Here is a 23,790-nt window from a genome sequence, read left to right as displayed (position 1 = left end):
CTTTATAAATAGCTTAACAGCGCTCAATAGTATGGGACCGCATTGCGTACACATTGACCCGGCAATAAATTAACAAAAACAACACAACAAACAGAAATTGTAAATAATTTTATTAAAAACTAAATAATAATTATATTTAGAACCTTAACTGCATTCATCCCCTTAAATCCATCCCTATGTCGTTCGGCTATTTTCTAAATTATCTGCAAAAGAACGTTGATACTACTCATTTAAATGAAGCACAGCTAAAATCCCATGTGCATGAATTTAAATACAACAAAAAAGTAGAACTCCTGCAACCCGGCAAAATCTGTGAGCATTTCTATTTTATCAAGACAGGATTGGTTAGAACCTATGAAATAAAAAGCGATAGAGAAGATACTTTAAACTTTTACGGACCTGATCGTTTCTTCTCTTCATTCCTGAGCTTTTTACATCAAATCCCCAGCAGCGAAGGAATAATCTGTGAAAGTGAAGTCAGAGGAATCAGGATCAGTTATACAGAATTGAATGCGCTAAGAAAAAGTGATCCGTATTTCAATGAACTCAGCATTCAGATCTACGAAAAGCTGATCATTGATTTATATCATGAGCTGAATATTTACAGAACAAGCACAGCAAAAGAAAGGTATCATCTCATCAATTCCAGTTTACCTGAACTCAGCACGACTTCACTCCAGAAAGATATTGCTTCATTTCTTGGGATTTCAAATACCCATTACAGCACTCTCAAAAAAGACGCATTAAGAAAACGTTAGATCCTGGTCATTCTCTCAATTTATTAAAGTTATCTAAACTTTTATGACCCTCTTCGATCCCGAACTTAGGTTTATAAAGATTAACAATGACAACACTCACCTATAGAAACCGACTTCATGAGCTTTTGCGGCTTATTCGTAAAGAACGGATAAAAAGTTTATCGCAGGGCGCAATATTGATGCATTGCAGCAAAGCAACGGTTAAACGGATGATTGGAGCGTTACGGCATCAACATTATGAGATTGTTTATGATAAGAAATTAAAGAGATATACAGACCAAACAGGGGAAAGCTGAAAACCTGCGAAAAGAGTAAGCATATTTATTCAATTAGAGTTTAGCTTTTTAAGATTTATAAAAGCACCAATGATTATGGCATGGTTCATTTTTAACACCAATTCTGATCCAACAAATCCACTGAGTTATACCATAACTTCCGGAATTCCATCTTGTAATCTGGGCAATAATCTATGTGCAATTCAGACAGCTGAGGGGTCAGGAAATCGCCCCATATTAGACTGTAGTATCAGAGAAGAAATACTATGCGCATTAGCTAATGAAACGCCAAGTACAAACGTCAGATTAAAGGTATTATGAGATCTCTATGATAAGAGATTAAAAAGATGTATAAAAAAACCAGGGGAAGCTGAAAACCTGCGAAAAGAGTAAGCATATTTATTCATTTAGAGTTTAGCTTTTTAAGATTATAAAAAGCACCCCAATTATGGCTTGGTTCATTTTTAACACCAATTCGGATCCAACAAATCCAGCAAGTTATACTATAACTTCTGGTTTGCCATCATGTAATAATGGTAATAGTCTATGTGCCATTCAAACCGCGGAAGGGCTACCTGGCCGTCCGGTTTTAGATAATAGCATCAAAGATGAAATGTTGATCGCTTTGGTCGGCAGCTCACCGAGCGCCAACGTCAGGTTAAAGGTAATCTAATTTCCTTCTGGCAATTAATTTATGATTCAGTACCAGAACGTCGGGAGCCAAAACTCCCGACGTACAATTCCCAGGGTTATTTTTTTAATTCAGTTAAGACGAAAAAATACTCTTCACGCTCCTCTTCTCTTAGGTTAAGTCCATATTTCGAAAGAGATTTCTTCAATGCTGAAACCGAAGAGACCTCAAGATCCATGTCCACCGGATTAGTATAACCTGTTTCATCAAACATCAATGGATTCATAGCGTCATTATTCATCTGGTAAACAAAATTTCTAAGATCAGTTTTCCTGACTTTCAACTGCTCTTTGTCCTGTTTAAAAATAACTTCTTCTGATTTGGAAGGTTGTAACCCAACTTCCCCTATTTTATAAAGAATCAGACATTTTGCTTTCCTTTTCTCCCAACGACCTTTAAGGTTCAGAAAGCGGTCCATATCTGCAATCATACGCTCAGACCTCTCCTTAACACTTAACTGCCCTTTACTTCTCATCTCAAAGCAAATTCTATTTACTCTGTCCCATTCTGCCCGATAAGAAGTCTCGGTATTCTGAATATATTTGGAAGGGTCTTTTACTTCAAGAATAAGTCTGTTCGGTCTGGGAACTAAAAATGGGAGTTCTATCAGCTTGCTCCAGGAAATCAGGTAAATCGCAAGAACAGTAGAATTGATAAAATAGGTTCTTTCCATATTGCTCAGCGCATCGTACACAGTATTGATCTTACTATCCATCCCTTCTCTAAAATCGCTAATGGCGGTATACATTACATCATCATTTGTTATCTTATTCCCCCCAACTCCCAGGAATAATGGTTTCGTATAATCATGCACATAAAAATCATTTTTAACCGGCCATTTAGGTACTTCCCCATCCAATATTTTTTGGATATTATTCGCATCCACATATTCTGAGGAGGTCAGCGCGATTAGTTTTCCTTTATATATCCAGACTTCATGCGGAATATATTGATGTTTAAATAATGCAGACAATGCTTTATCCTCAACCACAGAGGCCACTTTAATCCCTTTTGTTAAATGGTTCTTCATTAAGAATGCCTGAACAATTTCTTCTTTCTCGTAGGTAACCGGAAGAATCGTCACCTGTTTTTTGAATTTCTCCTGAAGTGCCATCATTTTAGGCAAAGCTTCAACACATCCGCTACACGTGGTAGCCCAAAAATCCAGGATCAGCAATTGATCTTTATAATCGGACAATACCGCACTTGGCTTTTCTGTATTGATCAATTTCTGAATATATACCTCCGGCACTTTATCACCTACTGAAATTGCCGAAGTAGTTTGTCCCTTTCCGCAGAAATTAATAAGTAATAACAACGTAAATGTTATGGTGTATGCTCTTTTCATTATTGTAAATTCTATCTTAAATTCTGTTGAATACCAGTCTTGTTTATAATCTCCTGTGGGATAAGTAATGTATATCTGAGATCATTTGGAGGAAGGGTAAATTCCTTCCCATTGATTATACCCCGGGAGAGTGTTCTTTTAAATCTGGAATCTTTATTGAGCCGACGAAGGTCAGGCCAACGCAGATTTCGAAACAACAGCTCTTTTCTTCTCTCTTTAAGCACCATAGCTAATGCGACATCAGCATTATCCGCTGTAAATGGAGTAAATACTCCGTCCCATCTTTTTTCCATCAATGTATTGAGATCCTTCATTGCTCCGGAAACATCCCCGGATCTCGCAGCACATTCTGCCCTGATCAGATACATCTCATCCGTAGCCAGTCCACTAAACTGGAGTGAACTGAAGCTCCCGTTGTAATTCCCTTTGAAAGCATAGGATCCGTCGTCATTGGATTTGAAAAACACAATCCGGCGAAGATCTTTGAGCTCATATTCACGCATTAAATCCGGATCCACCTTCGCCGAATAGATGTCTAGTGTATTTCCATAAGTAGTAACAGATTGAAAGATCACCTCCTGATTGAATATTCCAAAAGGCGTATTCGAACTTGGGGAAATATTTTTGTAATCTATTAGCGTATTCGTGTACTTCAAACATGAATCGGCGTAGATTCCTGCCTTTGCATAATTCTCCATGGTCAGGTAAGTTCTTGCCAGCGCTGCAAATGTGGCTATTCTGGAAGGTTTAGACTGAATACCCGGACGTAAAGGAAGCAAGCTGGCAGCCTCCTGAAAATCAGTCAGAATTCTTTCATAGCTCTGTTGTACACTGGCTCGTTTCGTAACGACATCCAAATCCGGACTCAACCTTAACGCAATTCCTAAATCAGAAGAAGCAGTTGCAGGATCATAAGCCGGAGCAAAGATTTGTGCCAGCTGATGAAAGGCATAAGCTCTAAAAAACAAAGCCGCACCCTTCACTTCATTTCGGCTCAACTGGTCTGTTTCATTGGGTAAACCTTCTTCAGTTTGCAGGATCAGGTTGGCATTATAAACCACCTTATATGGATTTGCCCATTGACCCATCAAACGTTCTCCCTGAGGAGCCCAGACATAGGTATCTCTGTCTTCCGGACTTAAAGACTTCCACACCGATGGAAGCAGGTAATAATTATCAGATGCAGCCTCACCGTCATTTGGGTAACCGATATTCATTGTTCCATAATTATTAAGCAAAGCCTGACAGTCCTTAAGGCTGTTTATGATCATCAGCTTTTGATTGGGTTTGGTATCCAGAAATTTCTGACACCCCAGCTGAACGCCAACCACGCCGATCATTACGATCATTGTCAGGATGTGATATGGCTTGTTGTATTTAAGATTATTTTTCATTTCAATTAGGATTAAAAGCTTGCGGTGAAACCAAAAGCCTTAGTGAGTGATGGCCTGATCAAAGTCGACTGGGTAGCAAGCAGTAAGGGATCTATTCCTACTTTATTTGCACTCCACAGTACTCCGACATTGCTAAGATTAGCATAAAGCCTGATCTGTTTAAAGTACTTCCCCTTGTTGTTCAATAAGTATCCTGCCGTGATGTCATTCAGTCTGATGTGATCTCCTTTTTCCACCAATGCAGAAGAAGCCGCATAAAAATCTTCCCTCGATCTGTTTAAAGGGTAAATCATTGAAGGGACATTTGTGATCTTTTCATCGCCTGGCTTTTGCCAGCGCTTAGAAAAATCACCAGCCCCTTTTCCTGCGTTAAATAAGCTGGCATAATTAAGCGCCTCTCTTCGGAAATAGTAGCCAAACTGGTAGCCGATATTGAAAGAAACACTAAAATTCCTATAGCTAAAAGTGTTGATTAATGTTCCGAAATATACAGGTATAGCAGAGCCATGATATTCGAGGTCGTTAATTGATTTTGGGGAACGGATAGTGGCATAATCCTTACTGGCAACTCCATTTACATATCCCATCGGATCTCCCGTTGCCGGATCAAGGCCGGCAAACTTATAACTGAATAAAGCATAGGCGTGTTTTCCTTGTATTGGATTAGGAGCAAGTCCGCTATTAATGTAATTACTGATATTTGACTCCTCGAACAGATATTTGGCGACTCTGTTTTGATTGTAATTAAACAAAAACCTGGTATCCCAGCTAAACCTCCCTGCTGTCAGATTTTTTGTATTTAAAGACAGGTCAATCCCCCTTCCGTTCATGTTTGCACTATTGATCAGCAATCCGGCAAAACCAGTGGTCTGATCCAAAGAGCTATAGCTATATAAGTCTGAACTCCGTTTATCATAATATTCCAGACTTCCACTGATGCGATTATTTCTATTGGCAAAATCCAATCCCAGATTTAACATTGCTGTCTTTTCCCATCTTAAAGAAGGATTAGGAGCGTTACTGTTTGTTCCGAAAGGGAGCCCCGTAACATAATTGTCCCCCTGGTATGCGATAATGGCTTTGGCAGAAGGTGCACCGCTAATATTGCCACTATAACCATACGTGAGTCTCATCTTCAGATAAGGCAGCCACTCAAGATTATAAAAAGACTCCTTATTTATATTCCATGCAAGCCCCGCAGACCATAACGGAACTCCTTTTTTGTTACTCTTAAGTCCAAACAGGTTGGCCGCATCTTTCCGCACACTGGCAGAAAAAATATAACGTGAATCGTAACTATAGGCTGCATTGGCATATAAGGATACGTATCGATTATTCAATATCTCTATTCCGCTGGAATTTGGAATCTTAGCCGTTCCATAGCCAAATACATTTGCATACTGACCAGTGAAATCTATATCTGATACATTTAGAAACTCAGCATTGTAGCCAAATATTTTATAATATCTGAATGTGGTTTTATCTTCTCTGATCTCTGCTCCACCGATAGCACTCAGCTCATGAACTCCTTTCCATACCTTGTTAAGATTTACCTGTCCCCGCAAACCTGTAGCAGTAAACACCTGATTTTGCGGATTAATTATATCTCCCAATGGTATAGGGCGGCTGCCATCTTTCTGCGTATAACTATTGATGGTAAAACGTGTCAGATATGAGTTAGCTCCCTGCCAGTTCAAGTTCTCTGTTCCGGTATGCTCATACATATACCTCAGTTCAGCAGATAAGACAGGAGTTAATTTATATTTGAGTCCCAGGTTTACCAGCAAATCCTTTGCTTTACTGGTGAAACTATTCATCTTCATATCCTCCAGGGGTTTATAGCTCCAGTCCAAAAGTTTACCGGGAAGTAGCTTATCCATATACTCTTTCCGGAATCCTCTTTCTATTGCCAATGGATTTCCTGCATCGTCAGCCAAACGGGCATAAGGATACAAACTTTTACTTCCGAAAAGCATTGTGTTAAAGCCGATAGGACTCTCGGTGGTATTTGTAGCGGAATTGCTGAAGGTATACAACAGACCGGTTTCAATTTCCAATCCTTTCAAAGGATAAAATGTTGCAGAGGAACGCAAATTCAACCGATCGTTGGCAGAGACGCTCAGATTATTGAGGTTCTTATCGTAACCTGCTGAAAAATAATAAGCTACCTCCTTCCCCCCTCCACTTAGATTTAACGCATATTGCTGTTGCGTACCCTCGCGATAGACATAGTTGGTGTAATCTCTGCGAACATCTTCCGATCTGTAAGCGCCTATCATCTGTCCCGCCGCAGTTTCGGATATCTCATTTGCTCTTAATTTCGCCAAAACCTTTACAACCGGAGTTAACAAGGGAGGTCTTACGGTTGCTTTGATCTGTGCATCATAAAAGCCCTGATCAAAAAGATACTTCTCTACATCAATATAATCTGAACTTGAAATCTGGTTATAATAATACAAATCCGGTTTATTGATGAGACTTAAATTTGAATTAATGGTGAGCTTTAATGCTTGTTCCTTTTTTCCTTTTTTTGTTGTGATTACAATTACACCATTTCCTGCTTTAGCTCCCCAGATAGAGGCAGCTGCTGCATCTTTTAGAATGGTAATATTTTCTACATCATTTGGATTAAGGTTCTCCATCTTTCCTTCATAAGGGAAATTATCAAGGATGATTAATGGGCCAGGCAGTGTGTTCAATGTACTTAGTCCACGAACTGCGATGAAAGCCTTTCCTGTTAAACGAGGATCCCGTCGATCGAAAATGGTGCTTGAAGCTACTCCATCTAAACGATCTAAGACTCCCGTTCCGGTAGACCGGTTAAACAGCTCATTGTCGATCTGGTCAAATGAGCCTGTAGATCGTTCTTTAGGCAAGACCTGATAACCCGTGCTGATAGCTACTTCATTTAGTTGTTGCTGTGTTGGTTTAAGGAATACAATTATGGATTCATCACCTTCCTTGATAGAAAGCTCTTTTGGTTCATAGCCTATAAAGCTGACTTCAATGACACTTCCGGATGAGAGGTTATTCAAGGTGAAACTTCCATCATTGGAAGTGACCACCGCGACTTTGGTGTTTTTGACTTTTACGGAGGCGCCGGGAAGGGACTCTCCTTTTTCATCGAGGATTCTGCCCTTGATTAATGGAATTTTTAGTAGTTTCTGTTTTGTCGGCTCTTGTGCTTTGAGACTAAAATTTAGGCAAAGCATGGCCATTGCGATGGTTAGAATCGTTTTTTGCATATAAGAATGGGTTTATGATGATTTTGCCCTTTAACAGAATTTGCATTCTGAAATAAGACTTGTTCATCCGATGTACATGCCGAAACTAAACACTATTGAGATCGGGGTGGTAAAAAGCCAGACATGAAACGTTACACCCCATTTTGGGTGTATTTTACATTTCTATTTTATATGAAAAACACGCAAGAATGACATATAATACTAACGGAGATAATCAAGAAAAACTAAAAAACATATTCTATGGGAAGAAATAGTCGGATTTCCCGATTATTAAACCAGTAAATCACCAAGACTTACATGATGTACGCTGTCAGAAAATTACAAACACAATTCTGATAACATATGTAACTAAAATATTATCAGTTAATTTTAGATTTAAATCAGAATCTGATTTATCTTTGTGTTCACAAACACTCTGAGCTTAGGCCCGGCTATTGATTTGCATAAACTATCATAATTTTCGAAATCAAGTTTGTTAATGAAGAAGCCAGTGTTAGATCACTGGCTTTTCATTTGATAAGCACAAATTCAACCATTTTTCCTGATTTAGTTGTAAACGTCTCCAACAACGTTGGAAAACCATGAACAATTATTTTAGCAAATAACAATCCACATAAAGGGAGAATCTAAACTCCGCAAGTGGCTGACAAAACCCCTCATGCTCTGTCAATTGCAATAAAAATGTCAGCACTTCTCCTTCAGAAAAATCCGAAAAACATATTCTATAAATTACCGTCACATTATAACATAATTGAATATGAAGAAAACAAACATCCTTATTAAATTTCTTTGCATTGCGATGATCAGCACACTCGCAATTTCCTGTAAGAAGGAGAAAGAACAAACGCCAGGCTCCGAAACGGCAGCCAAGAGCGCAAATGAACTCAGCGTAGCAAATGATACCAGTATCCCACAGGTTACGATCATTCCTTTGCAACGTGGTGAAAGTGCACAAATGAAGGAAAAGAACAGCCTCTTTCAATGTCCGGCCAATACCGTCATAACTGGACGTTGGCATGCCGGAGATGAAAACGGACAAACAAAATATCAATATGCCAGCCTTCAGGCAATTGACAACACCGGGCAGCCTATAGAAGCAACCATCACTGTAGAAGATGGGATCTGGAGCAATTGGTTCAAAGAATCATCCGGTGCAGGATTTACAGCTTCGGTGGGAAGGGTGATCATTGGCAGACAACACAATGGTGATGAAAATGGTGATACGCGTTACTTAACAGGAGTAGTAAAGTTTAACGGCAAGCCTACACAGATCACGAATATTACCACAGCAGGTCCTTTTAAAGAATCCAGTGGCATCTACTACACCACAAATGCCCAACAAGTGATGATCAGCCGGATTCACCAAAAAGATGAAAACGGAAACACCACTTATCAGGCAGGTACGATCGTTTTCAATTATCAGAATCCAAATGCAAATTCCTTTCGGGTTGTAGTCAGATTACACCCAACGGAGGAGTACTTCCCAATGAATCCTCTCGATTTTATAAAGAAATCCAGGTTCAGGCACATGGTAGGTCTGGGATCTGACGGCGGGTACGACAAAACTTTGCCCGGATGGCGCAACAGCAATAATGATCATACCCCTCAGTTTTATGATATTCCTGTCTCAACGATAAACAGCTATGCCCTACAGAATGGAAAGAACAGACGCCCGAGAGACGATAATAAAGGAGACTTCAATGTTTTTTTAGAGCCTGATGATAATTTAACAGGTGATTCCAACCCGAACAACAATGTGGCATCCTATGTTTATGAACTTAATGACGGAAGAAAGCAATTCTGGTTATTCTACGGCTATAATTACTGGAACTTTGCAGGAATCAGCCAGTCGCATCAGGGAGATTGGGAAAGTGTTACCTTACAGGTGATTGACAATAACATTACCGGAGCCTGGTTAAGTGCTCATGGAAATGACACTTACTATCCTAAAAGCGAGTTGATTGTCGAAACCACAGGGAACATTCAGACACTCTATGTTTATAGTGCAAGAGGTTCTCATGCACATTACAGCAGCCCCGGCGATTATCATATTTTAAACAAAGACCATGCTGCTGATGGTGGATACCAATGGGTAGTAAGTGATAAAACAGAAAATCTAGAATCTCAGCCCTGGAGAGATTATGCAGGAGCATGGGGAGAAGTTGGAGAACAGGTTTCAACGACTGGTCCATTAGGTCCATGGTACAAAAAGATCAAATAAACCTGATAGTTATATTGGTTGCTTCTGAAGTTTTACGGAGCAACCAATCTTTTCAGCTCCCCTATTAGGTTAAAACAGGATCTTCCATTTCAACTTTGAAACCAGAACCCACTATTTATATTCCTGGAATTGAGAGAGTAGTAGCCTCAAAAAATATTATACACTTTGCAATATGTACTTTACACGATAATTTTATATATATTTGTTTAAATAAATTACCATCTTCAGAGCTATGGGAAAGACAACACATCTTGGACAGAATATTCGGTATATTCGTATCTTGCGAGGGATGAAGCAAGCTACCTTTGCAAAAGAATTTGGGATCGCTCAACAAAACGTATCAAAAATGGAAAACAGAAAAGCTATTAGTGATGAACAGCTGGAAAAGGCTGCAAAGATATTAGACACCACAGCGGAAGCTATTAAAGACTTTGATCAAACTACCGTTATTAATAATAACAATTTTCATCATGATCAGACAAATAACATTTTTCCTGTAAAAGATTTGATTGCTTATTTCAAAGATGAGCTATTAAAAAAGGATGAAGAAATTGAAAGTTTAAAGGCTGCTCTTGAACAGAAACAGCCTAAACAGGATGAAAAACCTGATTCACCTACTTTAAAAGCCCTAAGAAGCCAATAGGCCTTTAAGAATTAATCGGATATAACTGTTTCATCTGGTCCACAGAGACAAAAAGGGCTTTTTGCAATTGTAAAATACTATCCAGATCTCTGGGTATATGGTGCTCATGTCGATTCTGTAAAAGATGAACACAGTTTAATAAATGTATTAAATCCAGGTAAAGGTCTTCGACAAGGTCGTATTCAAAATGTTCGGCAACGGGAATTTCAATAATCACTTTTTCAGCTTCTATTCTTATCATTTTGTATTGTTAAGAGGCTAAACTATAGAACTTGAAGGTCTAGATGGTAACAATAGCCCGGTGTAAAATACGCTTAGCATTAATCTCTCACAATTAAATCTAATATATTTTCTGATTCAATAAACAATCTCCAGGTATTTCCATAATAAAATTAAGCAGTTAATTTTATCTACTCAATCACTTTTTTTTATTAACTTCAATTGCTCTTATCAAGATAAATTTGAAACCATTAAGATTTGCGACTCATAGCAGTCGCGTTCAAAACATTGCAATTGACCATGGTTGGCTACCCTCAGCAAGGTATACCAATTTAAGAGATATAAAAACATACAATAATATTGGTTTTATCGATATTGATTTTAAAAATTATTCGTTTCAAAAACATTTGGATGCAGTAAAAAAACATAGACCACATTTAACTGTCGCAAGGGATGTCTTTAATATAGAAGAACTTGATCAAATATTGGCAGAAGCAAGACAATTAAATCTATATTCTGAAAAAGTAATAATTGTTCCAAAAGACATACGATTTGCTGGACAAATCGAAAAACTAATTCCTCTTGAATTTATTTTGGGTTATAGTGTACCCACTAAATATGGCGGAACTCAACTTGATCCATCTGAATTCAAACGACCAACTCATTTACTTGGCGGTAGGCCAGATGTTCAAAGAGCACTTGCTGAAAAAATAAACGTTTATAGCTTTGATTGTAATAGATTCACTTTAGATGCTTCTTTCGGTGATTATTTCACTGGCAGTAAATTTATACCACACCCTTATGGCGGTTATGACAATTGCATCCACGATTCGATATTAAATATCAATAAACTTTGGATTTAACTTTAAAAAACATTAATTATGACAGATCGAAGTGATTTTTTATTAGCAATGTATAATCAACTATGCTCGGAAATGGATAGGCATATTAAAATTACTTGGCAAATAGTTGGAGTACTATTAAGTACTTTAGCCGTGTTTGCACTCGTCGATAAGAATATTATGCCCTTGGACATAGCTTGCAGCATAATTCTAGGCGTTTGTGCTTTGGCTATAGGAATTATAATAGAATCAAATTTTTGGTATAATCGAAATTTAGTTATTATCGCAAATATTGAACGTCAGTTTTTATTAGAGAGTGATTCAAAGGAGATCCAACACTATTTTACAAAACATAGAAGTGGTAACACCTACATTGACATGATGTTAATTCAGATGGTATTTGTTATCATCGTAGTGTTATTGATGTTTATTTACCATACTAGTCAAAGAGTCGTAAGTTCTTTTTCATTGTCTAATGACATAGATTATTCCAAGACAATGCCGACTATCGTAATTTTAACAACCATAATTTTAGCCTATTTGTTTCATAAAAAAAGGATTGAAAATTACAATACGTTCGTAAATAACTCACCTGGAAAAACTATGAGTCCAACAACTAACATCCCTTCGGATTCAGATCATATTACAACATAATTACATAAGTCAAAAAACATGAACATGATAGACATACGGCAGTGATTATGGAAGAACCTTTTTCTAAAAATTTTATTTTCCTTATTTTTAAAGGGTGATTAATTGGATCCTGTTTGCAATTTCCCATAGAATTTTATCTTAAAAATCTTATATTCACCTTGCTTATGACCTAAAAAAGTTATAAATGCTCAGTAAAATGCAACTTGATGCATTAGATTAAATCCCATAACCAGTAAGCCTATTAATCTTTGGAAAAACATCACATCGTTATCGTCTCATTTTCATAGCTTTTTAATAGTCGAAGAGCTGTTTTAGCTTGTTTAAGAGATAACGGCGCTTTCCTATTAGCTAAAACTCCAAAATTATAAATAAGTTTTCTATCAAATGGAGTCAATTTGTTATTTTCTTTTGCCCATCTGGAAATTGAAAACCATACTTCAGGTTTGATATCGGATGCTCTATCTAAAATTTTCTGATCAAATGCTGATATTTCATGACCAATATTATTCTTTAGAAGTTGTGATTCGGAATCTCTTAGAATCTCATCATTTAAACAATTAAAATCGACAAATTTATCTTTTAAGCTGATCCAACATTCTGGTTTTTTACACCATTCGCCAATATTAGTCCCTGGGATTAATGGAGAATTAATATGTTGCCAAACAATTGGAATCATATTTTGAAGTGCATTATTCACTCCCTCTGATATTCCCTGTTTATCCCAAATGTAATCCAATGAAAGTTTTTTATTTGTTTTATAAGATATCCATGATATAAGATATGTTACCATATTTGCCTTGTACCCTCCAAGCTTTAACCTGGCAATTATGGAATCAATATCCTTAAAAAGGATCGCCTTGGCAATTAAATCACGATAATAAATTTTATCAATTTCTGAGGCCCCTTTTTTCAGTTCATCTACGAAAATTTTAAAATTATTCTCCGCTCCTTTAGATACATCATACGGTCTTTGATTCCAACTCATTTCATATTTACCTATATCGGGAGTTGTAAATTTTTTGCTTTTTGGATATTCTTTATCGAATTTTTTAGATTCAGAAGTGTTTAGTCGAGATTTATCATCTAAATATTGGCCTCTTGTCCGTTCAAAATACCATTTCGAGGTAGCACGGCCACCAGTTAAAGTTGGAACCCATTCTAATCTTGATAATTTTTGAATAAATACAAAAAAATCAGAATTTACTTCAAAATCAGAATCTTTAATACCAGTTTGGCTATTAGCATACTTTGATATAAAAGGTACGATTAAATCCATTTCTTCAACGTTTTTAATCTTTGAGATTTTTAGCTGTACAAAAACATGCGATAAGTCAATTCCTTTTTCTAATGAAGTGGCGTAAATTGAGGCTGTAGTTTGACCACCATTTACAATTTGCCAATTTTCAATTCTTGTAATATAAGGTACATTGTCTTCATATTCGATATCGATATTTTCAGCTGTCGTTGAAATTCCATTATTGTATGCAAAAAACATATCTGGAGAATCAATGATTGTTTTTCTGATTCCCTTATTCACTTTAGTTTTAAACTGCAAAAAATTCCTTACATTCTTCTCTAGAATTCCCTGTCGGTACTTACCGTAGATTTTAGCAAGTATGCTTGCTGGCATTATAGCTAAATATGAATCTACTTTTTCACTAACTCTTTCCATCGATAAACATTTAAGCTTATGGTTGTAATCATTTAGAAAATCAATTTCAATGGGTTGTTTATCAGATCGTATTAAGTATTGTTGATATATTCTTTCTATATCCCATAATTGAAAATCCACATAAACTCCATTTTCTTCTCTCGCCTCTGGAACTATCTCTGCAGATGCCTGACCATTAGTAAAAACAAAGATTCTTATACTTTTAACTACGGATCGAGTTTCTTCAATTATTTGAACAAGGTCAAAAACAACAGTTTCAGACTCGTCAACTTTACCGCTAAGTTTTCCATCTCTTGCCGCCCAAAAAAAGTTAAGCGCTCTATTAAAAGAATCATCTATATCTTTATCGGAAACTTTCTGTAATCTCGATTCGCCTTTAAATATGGTTACAAAAAGATCAATAATTTCATTTTCCTCATCATAGTTCCAAGCATTAATTTTTATACCTCGAACCTTATAATGACATAACTCACCTGCAATTACTTCTCCTGAATCAATGGTATATTCTAGTATGTCTTTTGTTAAGGCGTCTTCTTGAGAGATCTTTTCATCTTCAACAGTGATCAATGCACTTTCTAAAAAATCTACGGCAAATTCTGATAATTCCATAATTAAATTAGTTTTAATGTAGCTGAATTAATTTTATAGGGTTCACATGCGGATAACATTACGGAGTATCTCAACTCACCGACCCCATTTGGTATGTTAAGATTAATTAATCTTGGAAACCCTTCGATAACCCTATAAAAAATTGTTTCTGTAATCGAAAATCCAAGACAATACTGATCAGCCTGCCCTATATTATAACCATATTTAAGAAGCTTCAAATAAAACTGATGACTTGCAATAGAATCGTCTTTAAGAATAAATAAAACATCTTCCACCAAGTTCTTCAATGTATTTGTAATAGTGTTATGATGAATATTTACGTTTAGAACAAATAGATATAGATTTGAGAGTCCAAGATTATCTAGTTGCTTCTCCGATGAGATTACAATACTTCTATGCTGTTTTAAGGAGGTAGTTTTCACCTCAACTGCTTGATCAAAAATTTGAAAGTCATGATTAGTTTTATCAGCACCAGTCCAATAGTTAAGAGATTCTGTTAAACTAAACTGATTGAATAAGTGATCTTTAAGAAAAATCAGTTCGCCAAAGAGTCCTTTTTGAGACGAGGTTGAGAGAATACTACTGTCTTCCATATCGAAGAACATCTTCCATTCGTTTAGAACCTTAATTAGAGTTGCTTCTAAACTACCTTCAGATTCAATAAGTACAATATGCTGGCAAATATCTGATATGACTGACTCAAAAACAATGTCAGTATTTGGAATAGATTGTTTTAATTTTAAAAACTCATTATTCTTAAATTCTCCGATACTTGTATTGACTACAGAAATCTCCAATCCTTTAAATCTAGGAAAAGAGCTCAAATTGAGATTATCATTTAAGTTTAACTTACAATACAGTAATCTAATTCCCTTATGAAAATCTGTCGACAGAAAAACTGAGTACTTCCCTAAAGATGGAATTTTCCGAACAATTTCTGCTTTAATAATAGCTTTTTCTGACTCTACATTTAGTGAGTTCCAAATGCTCCTATAATCAATCATAAATTTCAAATTCTAATTCCTGATAAACCCGATTTATATCATAAGTTGATTCTTTTAAATCATTGTTATTAGGCCAACTAATAGCGAAACCAAAAGGCATTCTTTCCAAAACTAAATCGACAGAGGCTTCATCTGTTCCAATTATTAGCGGATATATCATTAACAACGGACGGTTTAACCTTGGTTCAGTTGCTCGCAAGGCATGGCTAGTCAATTCAGTTTGCTCATTAAAATCAATTTTTTCATCGGAAGAACCGGGAATCCTTTTAACAAATAGTCGATTACCATACATTTCTTCCTTTAAACTTCTTCTATGGGGCTTAAAAGGCAATCCACCTATAGATAATTGATCCTCATCATTTCGTTTCAAAGACATTAATGAAACATTCCAAGTTTCTACAATCATTTTAGATTTAACGTCTTTATTCTGACCCTCTATAAATTCTATTATCCTCTTAGTATTAGAAGCAGGCGCACCACGATATGAAATATAAGAATCCAAGAATTCGACAATTACATTCTTACTAACATCTTTCCATAAATAATTATTATCCTTAATAGTGTAATGCTGAACCGTTAATTTTCGTATAAAATCGTCAACAGCTGAATAATTGTTGATTAGAATCGATTTTTCCGAAGATAGTGTGGATGTTTCTGTCAATTTCCCTTTGTATGTTAGAGGCAGCGTTGTTGTATGCCTCATCTTCATAGCATTGGTTGTCATCATATCCGGATGCGAAAGGACCCTAAGCCCAAACTCACTAGGGGTTGACTTCTGTCTACTCATTTCAATGAATTCCTTTCTCAATATTTCAAAGGCAGTAGAAATATGTCTATACCAACCAAATAGATCTGGGGTAGTATATATCCTACATAGATCTTCAAAACCACTTCGGTATCCAAACCAACGTCCCATTTGCATTAATGTATCATACAAAGTACTAGCTCTTGTAAAATAACTTATCGTTAAACCTTCTAGGGTTAGCCCTCGAGACAATTTGTCGCCTCCGATTGCGATTGTACTTAAACCAACCGTTTCTCGATTTTTATAGTCAAGAATATCACCTGCTGATCCATTTATTAAATGTGGTTTTCGCTCCATTTTTAAGATGGCCGGCTTTAGGCTTTCTTTAACCTCACTCCATTTTGCAACAGAGCCCCCCATAATTGTACTTACGCGAACGAAATCACGTTTCCAAAGTTCATAAAATGTAGCTAATATAGCTGCATCGTCATTTATCAAACCTTCTCTGAGTCTGTTAAACTCCTCCTCAACATATTTGGATATGGCATTCTGAATATCATTAAATCTTGTACAATGAATTAACATGGTATTATGCTTATTTCCATGCCCTCTCAATCTTCTAATAGCAGAACTAATTATAAAGGACATAATAGCTTCCTTCATTGATTCAGGGATATGATCAGGAATAGCATCAGATTTATGCTTTAGAGGAAGAAAAGAAGAAGTCAATTGGGAAGCATCGTGTACAGCAATATGAATAGGAAGTCCTTGTTCATCTATATCCTCATTAAGTCCGAAAACTTTAACAGGCCCGAAATAATTCGAAGGAGCCTCCATTGAGATGATAAAAGAAGAGGGAAATAAATCTTTTCCCAAAGTTGAATGCTCATTCTTAGGGTCAATAAAAATGTTAGCAAATGGTGTAGCTGTATATCCAACATAAGCCTTTTGATTAAACAAAGTCAATAACTCCCTAATGCACATGTTAATGGTTGTTGGATCAAGCTCAACATCATCGTTGCTAGTTGCTCTTGTATTTGGCGATGCTTGATCCGCTTCGTCATCTATAATTAGAAGAGGAAGATTATTTAGTATTGTTTTACCGTCAGTATTTTTTGCAATAAAGTTTGTATCTAGTGTTGATATACATTCATTAAAATACCTAATTAGATTCTTTAAAACAGATGAGTTTTTCTTAATTACAAAGAGCATTGGCCTATCTGACCCCGGTTGTATACCACCTAATTTCTGAGCAAACGTTCTGTTAAAATCACCTTTATCATCCTGTGTAGTAAACGTATCAATATTGATGTATTTTTCGTTGATTAATGTAGAGACTCCAATGCGTTTCACATTTGCTTGATCACTAGTGTCTCTACCGATTACCTCTTCATCTATTCTCATTTGGGTTTGACTCCGAAGATTTTTATGCAGGCCACTTAAAACTATAATTATTTTATACCCACTATCAATGCTTTTATTGATAAGTCCCGTAAAATTGGCAGTTTTACCTGATTGTACATATCCAACAACAAGTCCTTTACGATCAAATGACTTATTTAAAACGGATGGATCTTCAATCCTTTCCATTATATCATCAGTGACCTCATCCAAGCGATTGACTGTATCAAGACTCCAACCCTTGATGTTTAAGAGATACTTCTTATATCTTTTCCAAAAAACAAAATTTATACGATCATCTGAGACTTTATCCCTATACCATGGAGTGTGACCACTTTCATCTGTTAATGTTTGATACTCCCCTCCTTCACTGTCTTTGCTAGTATTAACTTCATATTGTAACTCAGCAAAAAGCAAATTTTCTAAATCCTTCATGGATATTAATTGCGCAGAAGGATGAATAATATCCCCAACATCTAAATGTTCAGTTATAACAAAAATTGCTCGATTCAATGATTCTGGATATGGGATAGTCGTTTTGAATAATTCAAAAGCATCTTTAACTATACTTTTTATGGCATTATAGTGTCTATTCATATGGCTTTAGTACTACTTTTTGAAAACATTCGATTTGATTAATTTGCTCAAGTGCATTTTGCTTAGAAACACCTGAGTCAATTAATGCTTTTAAAGTACTTTGATACATAGCTACTAATTCTAAATGAGCCTCTTCAAATGGCTCTTTCATAAGAATTCTAGGATCGGAAAAATCATTAACAATCAAGGCTATCGGGATAGTCTCAGATATTTGCTTTATATAATCTTTGAACAAATAAGAACCAGGGCCCAAGTTATCATGAATCAATTTGTAGATTGGGTGATCAACATTTATTTCGTAGAATTTTTTTCCTTGTTTGAGTTTAGCCTTCCAAAAAAATATGAGTCCTTGCTGTGAACCTTTTCGTTTTAAATACGCTCCTCTATGGGTATAAACTTTAACAGCCTTTTCAATGGCAACTATACAAATCTCTTTAATTCTTTGCCGTAATAAATCTGGGATTTTAGCTGACGCCTTTTTAACATCTATTTGCCACTCCTTATCTAAAGTGTTAGGAATATCTATTGCGATTCGGCACAGACGTTGATTTTCTTTTATTCTGAAGTTCAAATCAAGCCAATTACCATCTGAAATTAATCTCTTATTTCTATAAAGGTAAATGCCCTGATGTTCAGTCCATCCTCTCAACATTTGAAGCTGCTCTCGTTCATCTTTTAAAAGCTTGGTCTCATGGGGCAATATATAAGGCTGTATAGTTACTTTTTTTCCATTAATAGAAAGCTGTTCCTCTTGAAGCTCGGATGAAGGAGAATTTAAAGAAAGATGAAATGGATTAAGAGGTCTCACAGATTCATTAAGTACAGTAATAACGATTCCCTCGTCTTCAATAAATCGATGAAAAATCAACCCTAAGTGAATCTTTACGTTCTCAAATTTTCTGTAGAAATGTGTTTTATCCAAGTTTGATTCTTCTGACTCTAGGAGCCTATCTAACTTTTCCCAAAGAACGATTGTGCCCTTTGAATCTAATGTAAAAGTTCCAAGTTTTTCTTCAGATTTATTATCTGTACAACCCCTTAACAAAACCCAATCTTGTTCAATCTCAACCAAATCCAAGTCCCAACACTTTGTAGATACAGATTGGCTATCACTAGCCGATTTCACCGTTAATCTTCTACATTGAGAAAAAGAAGCCGTTTTTAGACCTAATCCAAACCGACCAAGATCGTGTGACTGTCGTAACTTATTTGGGTTAGAACTCCCTACCTTCATTGCTGTCAATAACTGTTTTTCATCCATACCTATACCGTTATCTTCAATTCTTAAATATGAGGTGAATTTATCTATACCATAGGTAATATGTATTTTAGTGGCTTTGGCTGTAATACTGTTATCTATTAAATCTGCAATAGCTGTTTCCAAGCCATATCCAAAAGATCTTGCTGATTGTAGAAAACTCTCAGGATCCGGCCTAACAATATCAAATTTCAAATTATTATCCTCCATAATTAATCTTTTATTAGGTTTTTCAAATCAGTTGAAGTAATAGCCGAATAGTATTTATCAATTATTTTATGACAATTACCGCAAACCAAAATAAAATCATCTAAATCAATTCTATCATATGAGTTTTTAGTGTCCAGATTTTTATCGAAATGAATTTCGATTAGGCCTCGTCCTATTTCCCCATAATACTCATGAAAACTAAATTTACAAATAGAACACTCTAGCCCACTACGAGTATTTAATGTCTCGTTAATTTTTAATTCAATGGTAAGGGGATTTGATTCTAAATTTTTATGATAGTTATAATTGAAGCTTAACCTATCAGCTCGTATTGGTAAATCTTCTTTTTTATCTTCCAAGTTGCTTAATTGCAAGACTGTATTTCGGATTAAACCAGCCTCCAACTTCAACTTTCTTTTGTCCTTTACAAATTCGTCCCAAATCTCTTTAGCCAATTTACCTGAGTTTGTCAACCCTTCACCACTGTATCCACTATCCATCGTTTTGAAATTTCCAAGACGCCTAGAAATACCACTTGGATTTCGAAATTTTTGAGGATCAGCAACTATTTCATGTGTATTTAAATCCCTTAAAAGCTTACTTAAAGCAATCACTTCGATATTACCTTTGTGCATTTGACCATGCTCCAAATTAAAATATAAATCTAACGCCAGGATTAATTCTTCCCTATTCCAATCAGGATTTCGACCTTTAATTTGTGTTAAAGCTACATTGCTAGATCTAGAGGAACTTATACTCAGCTTTAAATCACCGGATATCAAACTCTTTACTTGTTTCCATAAAAATTTTCTGTCTAATTCATTATATTTATTGTAGACAAATAAAGCTATATCTGGTAAATCAGAGCCATTACCACTTTTACTCTTCCATCCAATCCTATTAGAATCCTTTAAGTGGCTATCAAAAGAATCACGAGCATTTTTTAAGCTATTTTCGAATGCCTTAATTGATCTTCCATCTCCAAGGTTTTCAAAGAAAAGCGAATAAGCATTCTTCCAGTATTTAGTTTTCAGTTCAACCGGAGGTAAACACTTATTGTTTATGGTTGAAATTCCATACTTTGAAAGGTAAAAAGCTGCAAGCCAAAAGTTTTGAGAGCGTTTTATTATCATAAATCCTGAATTCTTAACTTTATAAATAAATAATGTAAAAGGGCATATCCTGTATTTACGCTAAGTGCATTTCCTGCTTGCTTGTAAAGTTGGTGTTCGCTCACACCAGCCGAAATAGCATTATTAAAAAAATCATCATTAAAACCTTGAAGTTTCAATGCTTCTTTAGGAGTTAATCTTCTAACAGGTTTCTTATACAAGACCTCTTTATGTGTTTCTTGATGAGAAATTCCCTTGTTAATAAAATCGTCTGAGTAATAATTATCTTGGCATGCCCTATGAAGTTTAACCATAGTAGCAGTCAATGTTCTCGCAACAGACAGGTCAATCTGTGATTTGCTCCAGAAATTTTTTGAACCACCGTCTAAAATCGTATGCTTTATTTTTTCCGATAAATAATATTTATCTCCTACATTCTTCTCTAATATATCTAATACACTCGAATAGCTTTGTAAGCTTTTATTCTTGATACTGTTGAAATTATCAATTATAGAATTCTCAGATAGATCGATATTTAGTTCTCTTTTACTACATACAAAAAATATCCGACTCCTTCTTTGAGGAAGTCCAAAATCCTTGGAGTCAAGGATTACATAGTTAATATATTTGTATTTGTGATCTTTAAAAAAATCAAGTATAAGGTTTAAAGTTTTGCCTTTATCATGCTTTATAATATTCCTAACATTTTCAAGAACAATAAATTCCGGATTCTTCTCCTTTAATAACTCATGAATGCTAAACAAAATTTTGCCTCTCTCGTCTTCTAAGCCAAGCTGCTTTCCTAAAAGGCTAAATGCTTGACAAGGAAACCCGCCAAGAAGTAAATCAAAGTCAGGAAGCTGATTAATATTATTCTCATCGGAAGTAAACTGAGTAATATCCCCCATTGCGATCTCACTATCTGCATTATAATTACTCTTATAAGAAGTAATAGCGTACTTATCTATTTCGGAAAATGCAACACATTCAAAGTTTTGATCTGTATCCTTAGCCAAATGATTGGCTGCATTTTTGAATCCGCCAATTCCAGCAAATAATTCTATATATCTCATTTATAAAAATTCTTTAACTCATTACCTATTACCTGAGCCAATTTTACAGGAACTGCATTCCCAATTTGTTTATACCAACTATTCAGTGCTCCCCGAAATACGTAATCATCGGAAAAAGTTTGAATTCTAGCAGCTTCCCGAGGGCTTAATCCTCTAGGTTGACTAGGATGTATGTACATATGACAATCATACTTCATATGAGACGTAATTGTTTTTGAAACTTCATCAGATTTAAGTTTATAATACTTATCAGAAAAAATATGATTTCTATTGGTGTATTTACTTAATTCCTGAATACTTTCATGAAGTGAGTTTCCTCCCTCAGGAAGTCTTTTAAAGATTTCCAAATCATTTTCATTGTTGTATCTTGACTTATGATTGAATAAGTAATTGCAGTTTTTATCATCATTTATCTCCCTCAAAAAATCATTCTGAGATACTGTTGTCTTCTTTAGAAAGAAACCATGTGCATCGCTTTCTGACTCTGTATCTCTTATAACTGGGTTTGTTTTAAGCATAGGTAATCCAAATAGCGCATCCTTCAGTTTATATGAGCTTTTATAGTATTTTTTCCTATTTATATTTGTTTTCACACTCTCGATAAACATAAAATTTTTACCTCCGATTAAAATATATCGTTGTCTACTTTGAGGAATATTAAAGCTTTGAGCATCAACATTAAAAGGAAAAAAAGAGTATCCCTGATTTGTTTTATTATTTATATCTTGCTCTATCTCTCGCTCAACGTTTTTCATTCCTTTTACATTTTCCATTATAAAAAAATCAGGTTTAATTGCTCCTAATAATTCCACAAAAGACTTATATAAAATATTTCTTTTATCTTCAATAAATCGCTTTTCTTTACTCTCAGAATCTATTACATAATTTCGTCTATTTGCCTTAGAAAAGCCCTGACAAGGTGGGCCACCAGCTATCACTTTTATATTTTTAAACAGATGCTTATATTTCTCAAAATTAGTACAAAGGTCTTGTATGTTAATATTGAAAAATCTGTCTAAAACTAGAAAATGATTAAAATAGTATGTTTCCAGGGCATCCAAGTAATTATCATTTACAAATGCTGGTTCGAAACCGGCATTGACTAACCCTTGCCCCAAACCTCCAGCTCCACTAAAAAAATCAGCAAACTGCATTTCTGACTTAGGTTCTTTTTTTAATTCAGGAAGGTATTTCCTAAACAAAAAATGATTTTCCCCTGAATTATCCCTTATGGAAAAATAAATATTACTGAGTCTGAAAAATAACTCCTCGCCAAGAACATCTTTAAACTCTAATGGTATACAAATATCATTTGATTTAGAAATAGAAATTCTTTCCTCAAAAAAAATAGACTCAATTTCAAAAGCGAGTTTTTTTGATCTGACTCGAAACTGTTGATTGTTATAAAATTTATAGTAAAATTCCAGCATTTTAGAATTAAGACGTTATTAATTTATAGGACATTATATTTTACAATAAGATAGAAATCGCGTAAATAAAAAAATAAGAGTTAAATCATTAGAACAATGACTATTTCATCCTGCTGTTCGAATAGAACATTTTTATTTCTTTTTCTCATCTTATCCAAATTGATCGCCTTCATCTGCTTAAAATGTAATAAGCCCCAATAAGTTTAAAGAAAAGTGAGGCGTAATCATTTGATATACAGATTTTTTTTCTTTTCTATATAAGCACGGAAAAGTAGGATTTTATTTTTTATAAAACAATAGTATTTTGTCAAGACCTATATCAGATAACGCTATTAATATCCCAAAGATCATTAGAAGGATAAATTTGAAAACATGTTAAAATTTTCTGT

At 35.3% G+C, this 23,790-nt stretch carries 16 protein-coding genes; 5 read left to right on the top strand and 11 right to left on the bottom strand.

Features of this window, described 5'->3' with window-relative positions; genetic code table 11:
* Positions 1-176: 176 nt before the first annotated feature.
* Positions 177-758: a Crp/Fnr family transcriptional regulator gene (locus BUC20_RS26265; RefSeq protein WP_073235202.1), complete on the top strand. Its 582-nt coding sequence runs from the start codon at positions 177-179 to the stop codon at positions 756-758.
* 1,024 nt (positions 759-1,782) lie between these two features.
* Here the strand turns inward: BUC20_RS26265 and BUC20_RS26255 are convergent.
* Genes BUC20_RS26255 through BUC20_RS26245 form a run of 3 tightly spaced genes read right to left on the bottom strand, consistent with a single transcriptional unit; the run spans position 1,783 to position 7,711 of the window.
* The gene (locus BUC20_RS26255) at positions 1,783-3,072 is read right to left on the bottom strand and encodes a TlpA family protein disulfide reductase (RefSeq protein ID WP_073235197.1); all 1,290 of its coding nucleotides are present in this window, start codon (positions 3,070-3,072) and stop codon (positions 1,783-1,785) included.
* 11 nt (positions 3,073-3,083) lie between these two features.
* A complete protein-coding gene (locus BUC20_RS26250; protein ID WP_073235194.1) occupies positions 3,084-4,466 on the bottom strand; it encodes a RagB/SusD family nutrient uptake outer membrane protein in 1,383 nt (460 codons plus the stop codon).
* An 11-nt stretch (positions 4,467-4,477) separates the two neighbouring features.
* The gene (locus BUC20_RS26245) at positions 4,478-7,711 is read right to left on the bottom strand and encodes a SusC/RagA family TonB-linked outer membrane protein (RefSeq protein WP_073235191.1); all 3,234 of its coding nucleotides are present in this window, start codon (positions 7,709-7,711) and stop codon (positions 4,478-4,480) included.
* Between the two features lie 757 nt (positions 7,712-8,468).
* On the opposite strand from BUC20_RS26245, the gene BUC20_RS33635 reads away from it, so the two are divergent.
* Together BUC20_RS33635 and BUC20_RS26235 are read left to right on the top strand one after the other, a co-directional pair.
* Positions 8,469-9,932, top strand: a complete 1,464-nt coding sequence (locus BUC20_RS33635) for a hypothetical protein (RefSeq protein WP_084529290.1) — start codon at positions 8,469-8,471, stop codon at positions 9,930-9,932.
* A gap of 232 nt (positions 9,933-10,164) precedes the next feature.
* Positions 10,165-10,575: a helix-turn-helix domain-containing protein gene (locus BUC20_RS26235; RefSeq protein ID WP_073235189.1), complete on the top strand. Its 411-nt coding sequence runs from the start codon at positions 10,165-10,167 to the stop codon at positions 10,573-10,575.
* Positions 10,576-10,579: 4 nt separating this feature from the next.
* Here BUC20_RS26235 and BUC20_RS26230 read toward each other — a convergent pair whose 3' ends face one another.
* Positions 10,580-10,816 carry a hypothetical protein gene (locus tag BUC20_RS26230; protein ID WP_073235186.1) on the bottom strand — a complete coding sequence of 79 codons (237 nt, stop codon included), beginning with the start codon at positions 10,814-10,816 and terminating at the stop codon, positions 10,580-10,582.
* A gap of 220 nt (positions 10,817-11,036) precedes the next feature.
* Here BUC20_RS26230 and BUC20_RS26225 point away from each other — a divergent pair, with 220 nt between their 5' ends.
* Both BUC20_RS26225 and BUC20_RS26220 read left to right on the top strand, forming a co-directional pair.
* The gene (locus BUC20_RS26225; protein ID WP_073235184.1) at positions 11,037-11,657 is read left to right on the top strand and encodes a DUF6610 family protein; all 621 of its coding nucleotides are present in this window, start codon (positions 11,037-11,039) and stop codon (positions 11,655-11,657) included.
* A gap of 18 nt (positions 11,658-11,675) precedes the next feature.
* The gene (locus BUC20_RS26220; protein ID WP_073235181.1) at positions 11,676-12,290 is read left to right on the top strand and encodes a hypothetical protein; all 615 of its coding nucleotides are present in this window, start codon (positions 11,676-11,678) and stop codon (positions 12,288-12,290) included.
* Between the two features lie 259 nt (positions 12,291-12,549).
* Here the strand turns inward: BUC20_RS26220 and BUC20_RS26215 are convergent, their stop codons facing one another.
* From BUC20_RS26215 to BUC20_RS26185, 7 genes are read right to left on the bottom strand one after another with little or no spacing between them, the layout of a single operon-like run.
* Positions 12,550-14,571, bottom strand: coding sequence for an AIPR family protein (locus tag BUC20_RS26215; protein ID WP_073235178.1), 2,022 nt, complete (start codon positions 14,569-14,571; stop codon positions 12,550-12,552).
* A 2-nt stretch (positions 14,572-14,573) separates the two neighbouring features.
* Entirely contained in the window at positions 14,574-15,575 is a 1,002-nt protein-coding gene (locus BUC20_RS26210) for a PD-(D/E)XK motif protein (protein WP_073235175.1), read from the bottom strand.
* Positions 15,568-18,318 (bottom strand): Z1 domain-containing protein, encoded by a 2,751-nt coding sequence (locus BUC20_RS26205; protein ID WP_073235171.1) that lies wholly within the window; start codon positions 18,316-18,318, stop codon positions 15,568-15,570. The genes BUC20_RS26210 and BUC20_RS26205 overlap by 8 nt, the downstream gene beginning before the upstream one ends.
* Entirely contained in the window at positions 18,311-19,786 is a 1,476-nt protein-coding gene (locus BUC20_RS26200) for an ATP-binding protein (protein WP_073235168.1), read from the bottom strand. Before BUC20_RS26200 ends, BUC20_RS26205 begins: the two co-directional genes overlap by 8 nt.
* A 2-nt stretch (positions 19,787-19,788) precedes the next feature.
* Positions 19,789-20,919 (bottom strand): HNH endonuclease, encoded by a 1,131-nt coding sequence (locus BUC20_RS26195; RefSeq protein ID WP_073235165.1) that lies wholly within the window; start codon positions 20,917-20,919, stop codon positions 19,789-19,791.
* Positions 20,916-21,971: a DNA cytosine methyltransferase gene (locus tag BUC20_RS26190; protein WP_073235162.1), complete on the bottom strand. Its 1,056-nt coding sequence runs from the start codon at positions 21,969-21,971 to the stop codon at positions 20,916-20,918. Before BUC20_RS26190 ends, BUC20_RS26195 begins: the two co-directional genes overlap by 4 nt.
* Complete coding sequence (locus BUC20_RS26185; RefSeq protein WP_084529288.1) at positions 21,968-23,401, bottom strand: DNA cytosine methyltransferase; 1,434 nt, start codon at positions 23,399-23,401, stop codon at positions 21,968-21,970. The genes BUC20_RS26190 and BUC20_RS26185 overlap by 4 nt, the downstream gene beginning before the upstream one ends.
* Between the last annotated feature and the right edge of the window lie 389 nt (positions 23,402-23,790).

Source organism: Pedobacter caeni, from assembly GCF_900129215.1.
In the GTDB taxonomy this organism is placed as follows: domain Bacteria; phylum Bacteroidota; class Bacteroidia; order Sphingobacteriales; family Sphingobacteriaceae; genus Pedobacter; species Pedobacter caeni.
Note: the sequence above shows the minus strand (reverse complement) of the source record. Positions and strands in the feature narration are given on the sequence as shown.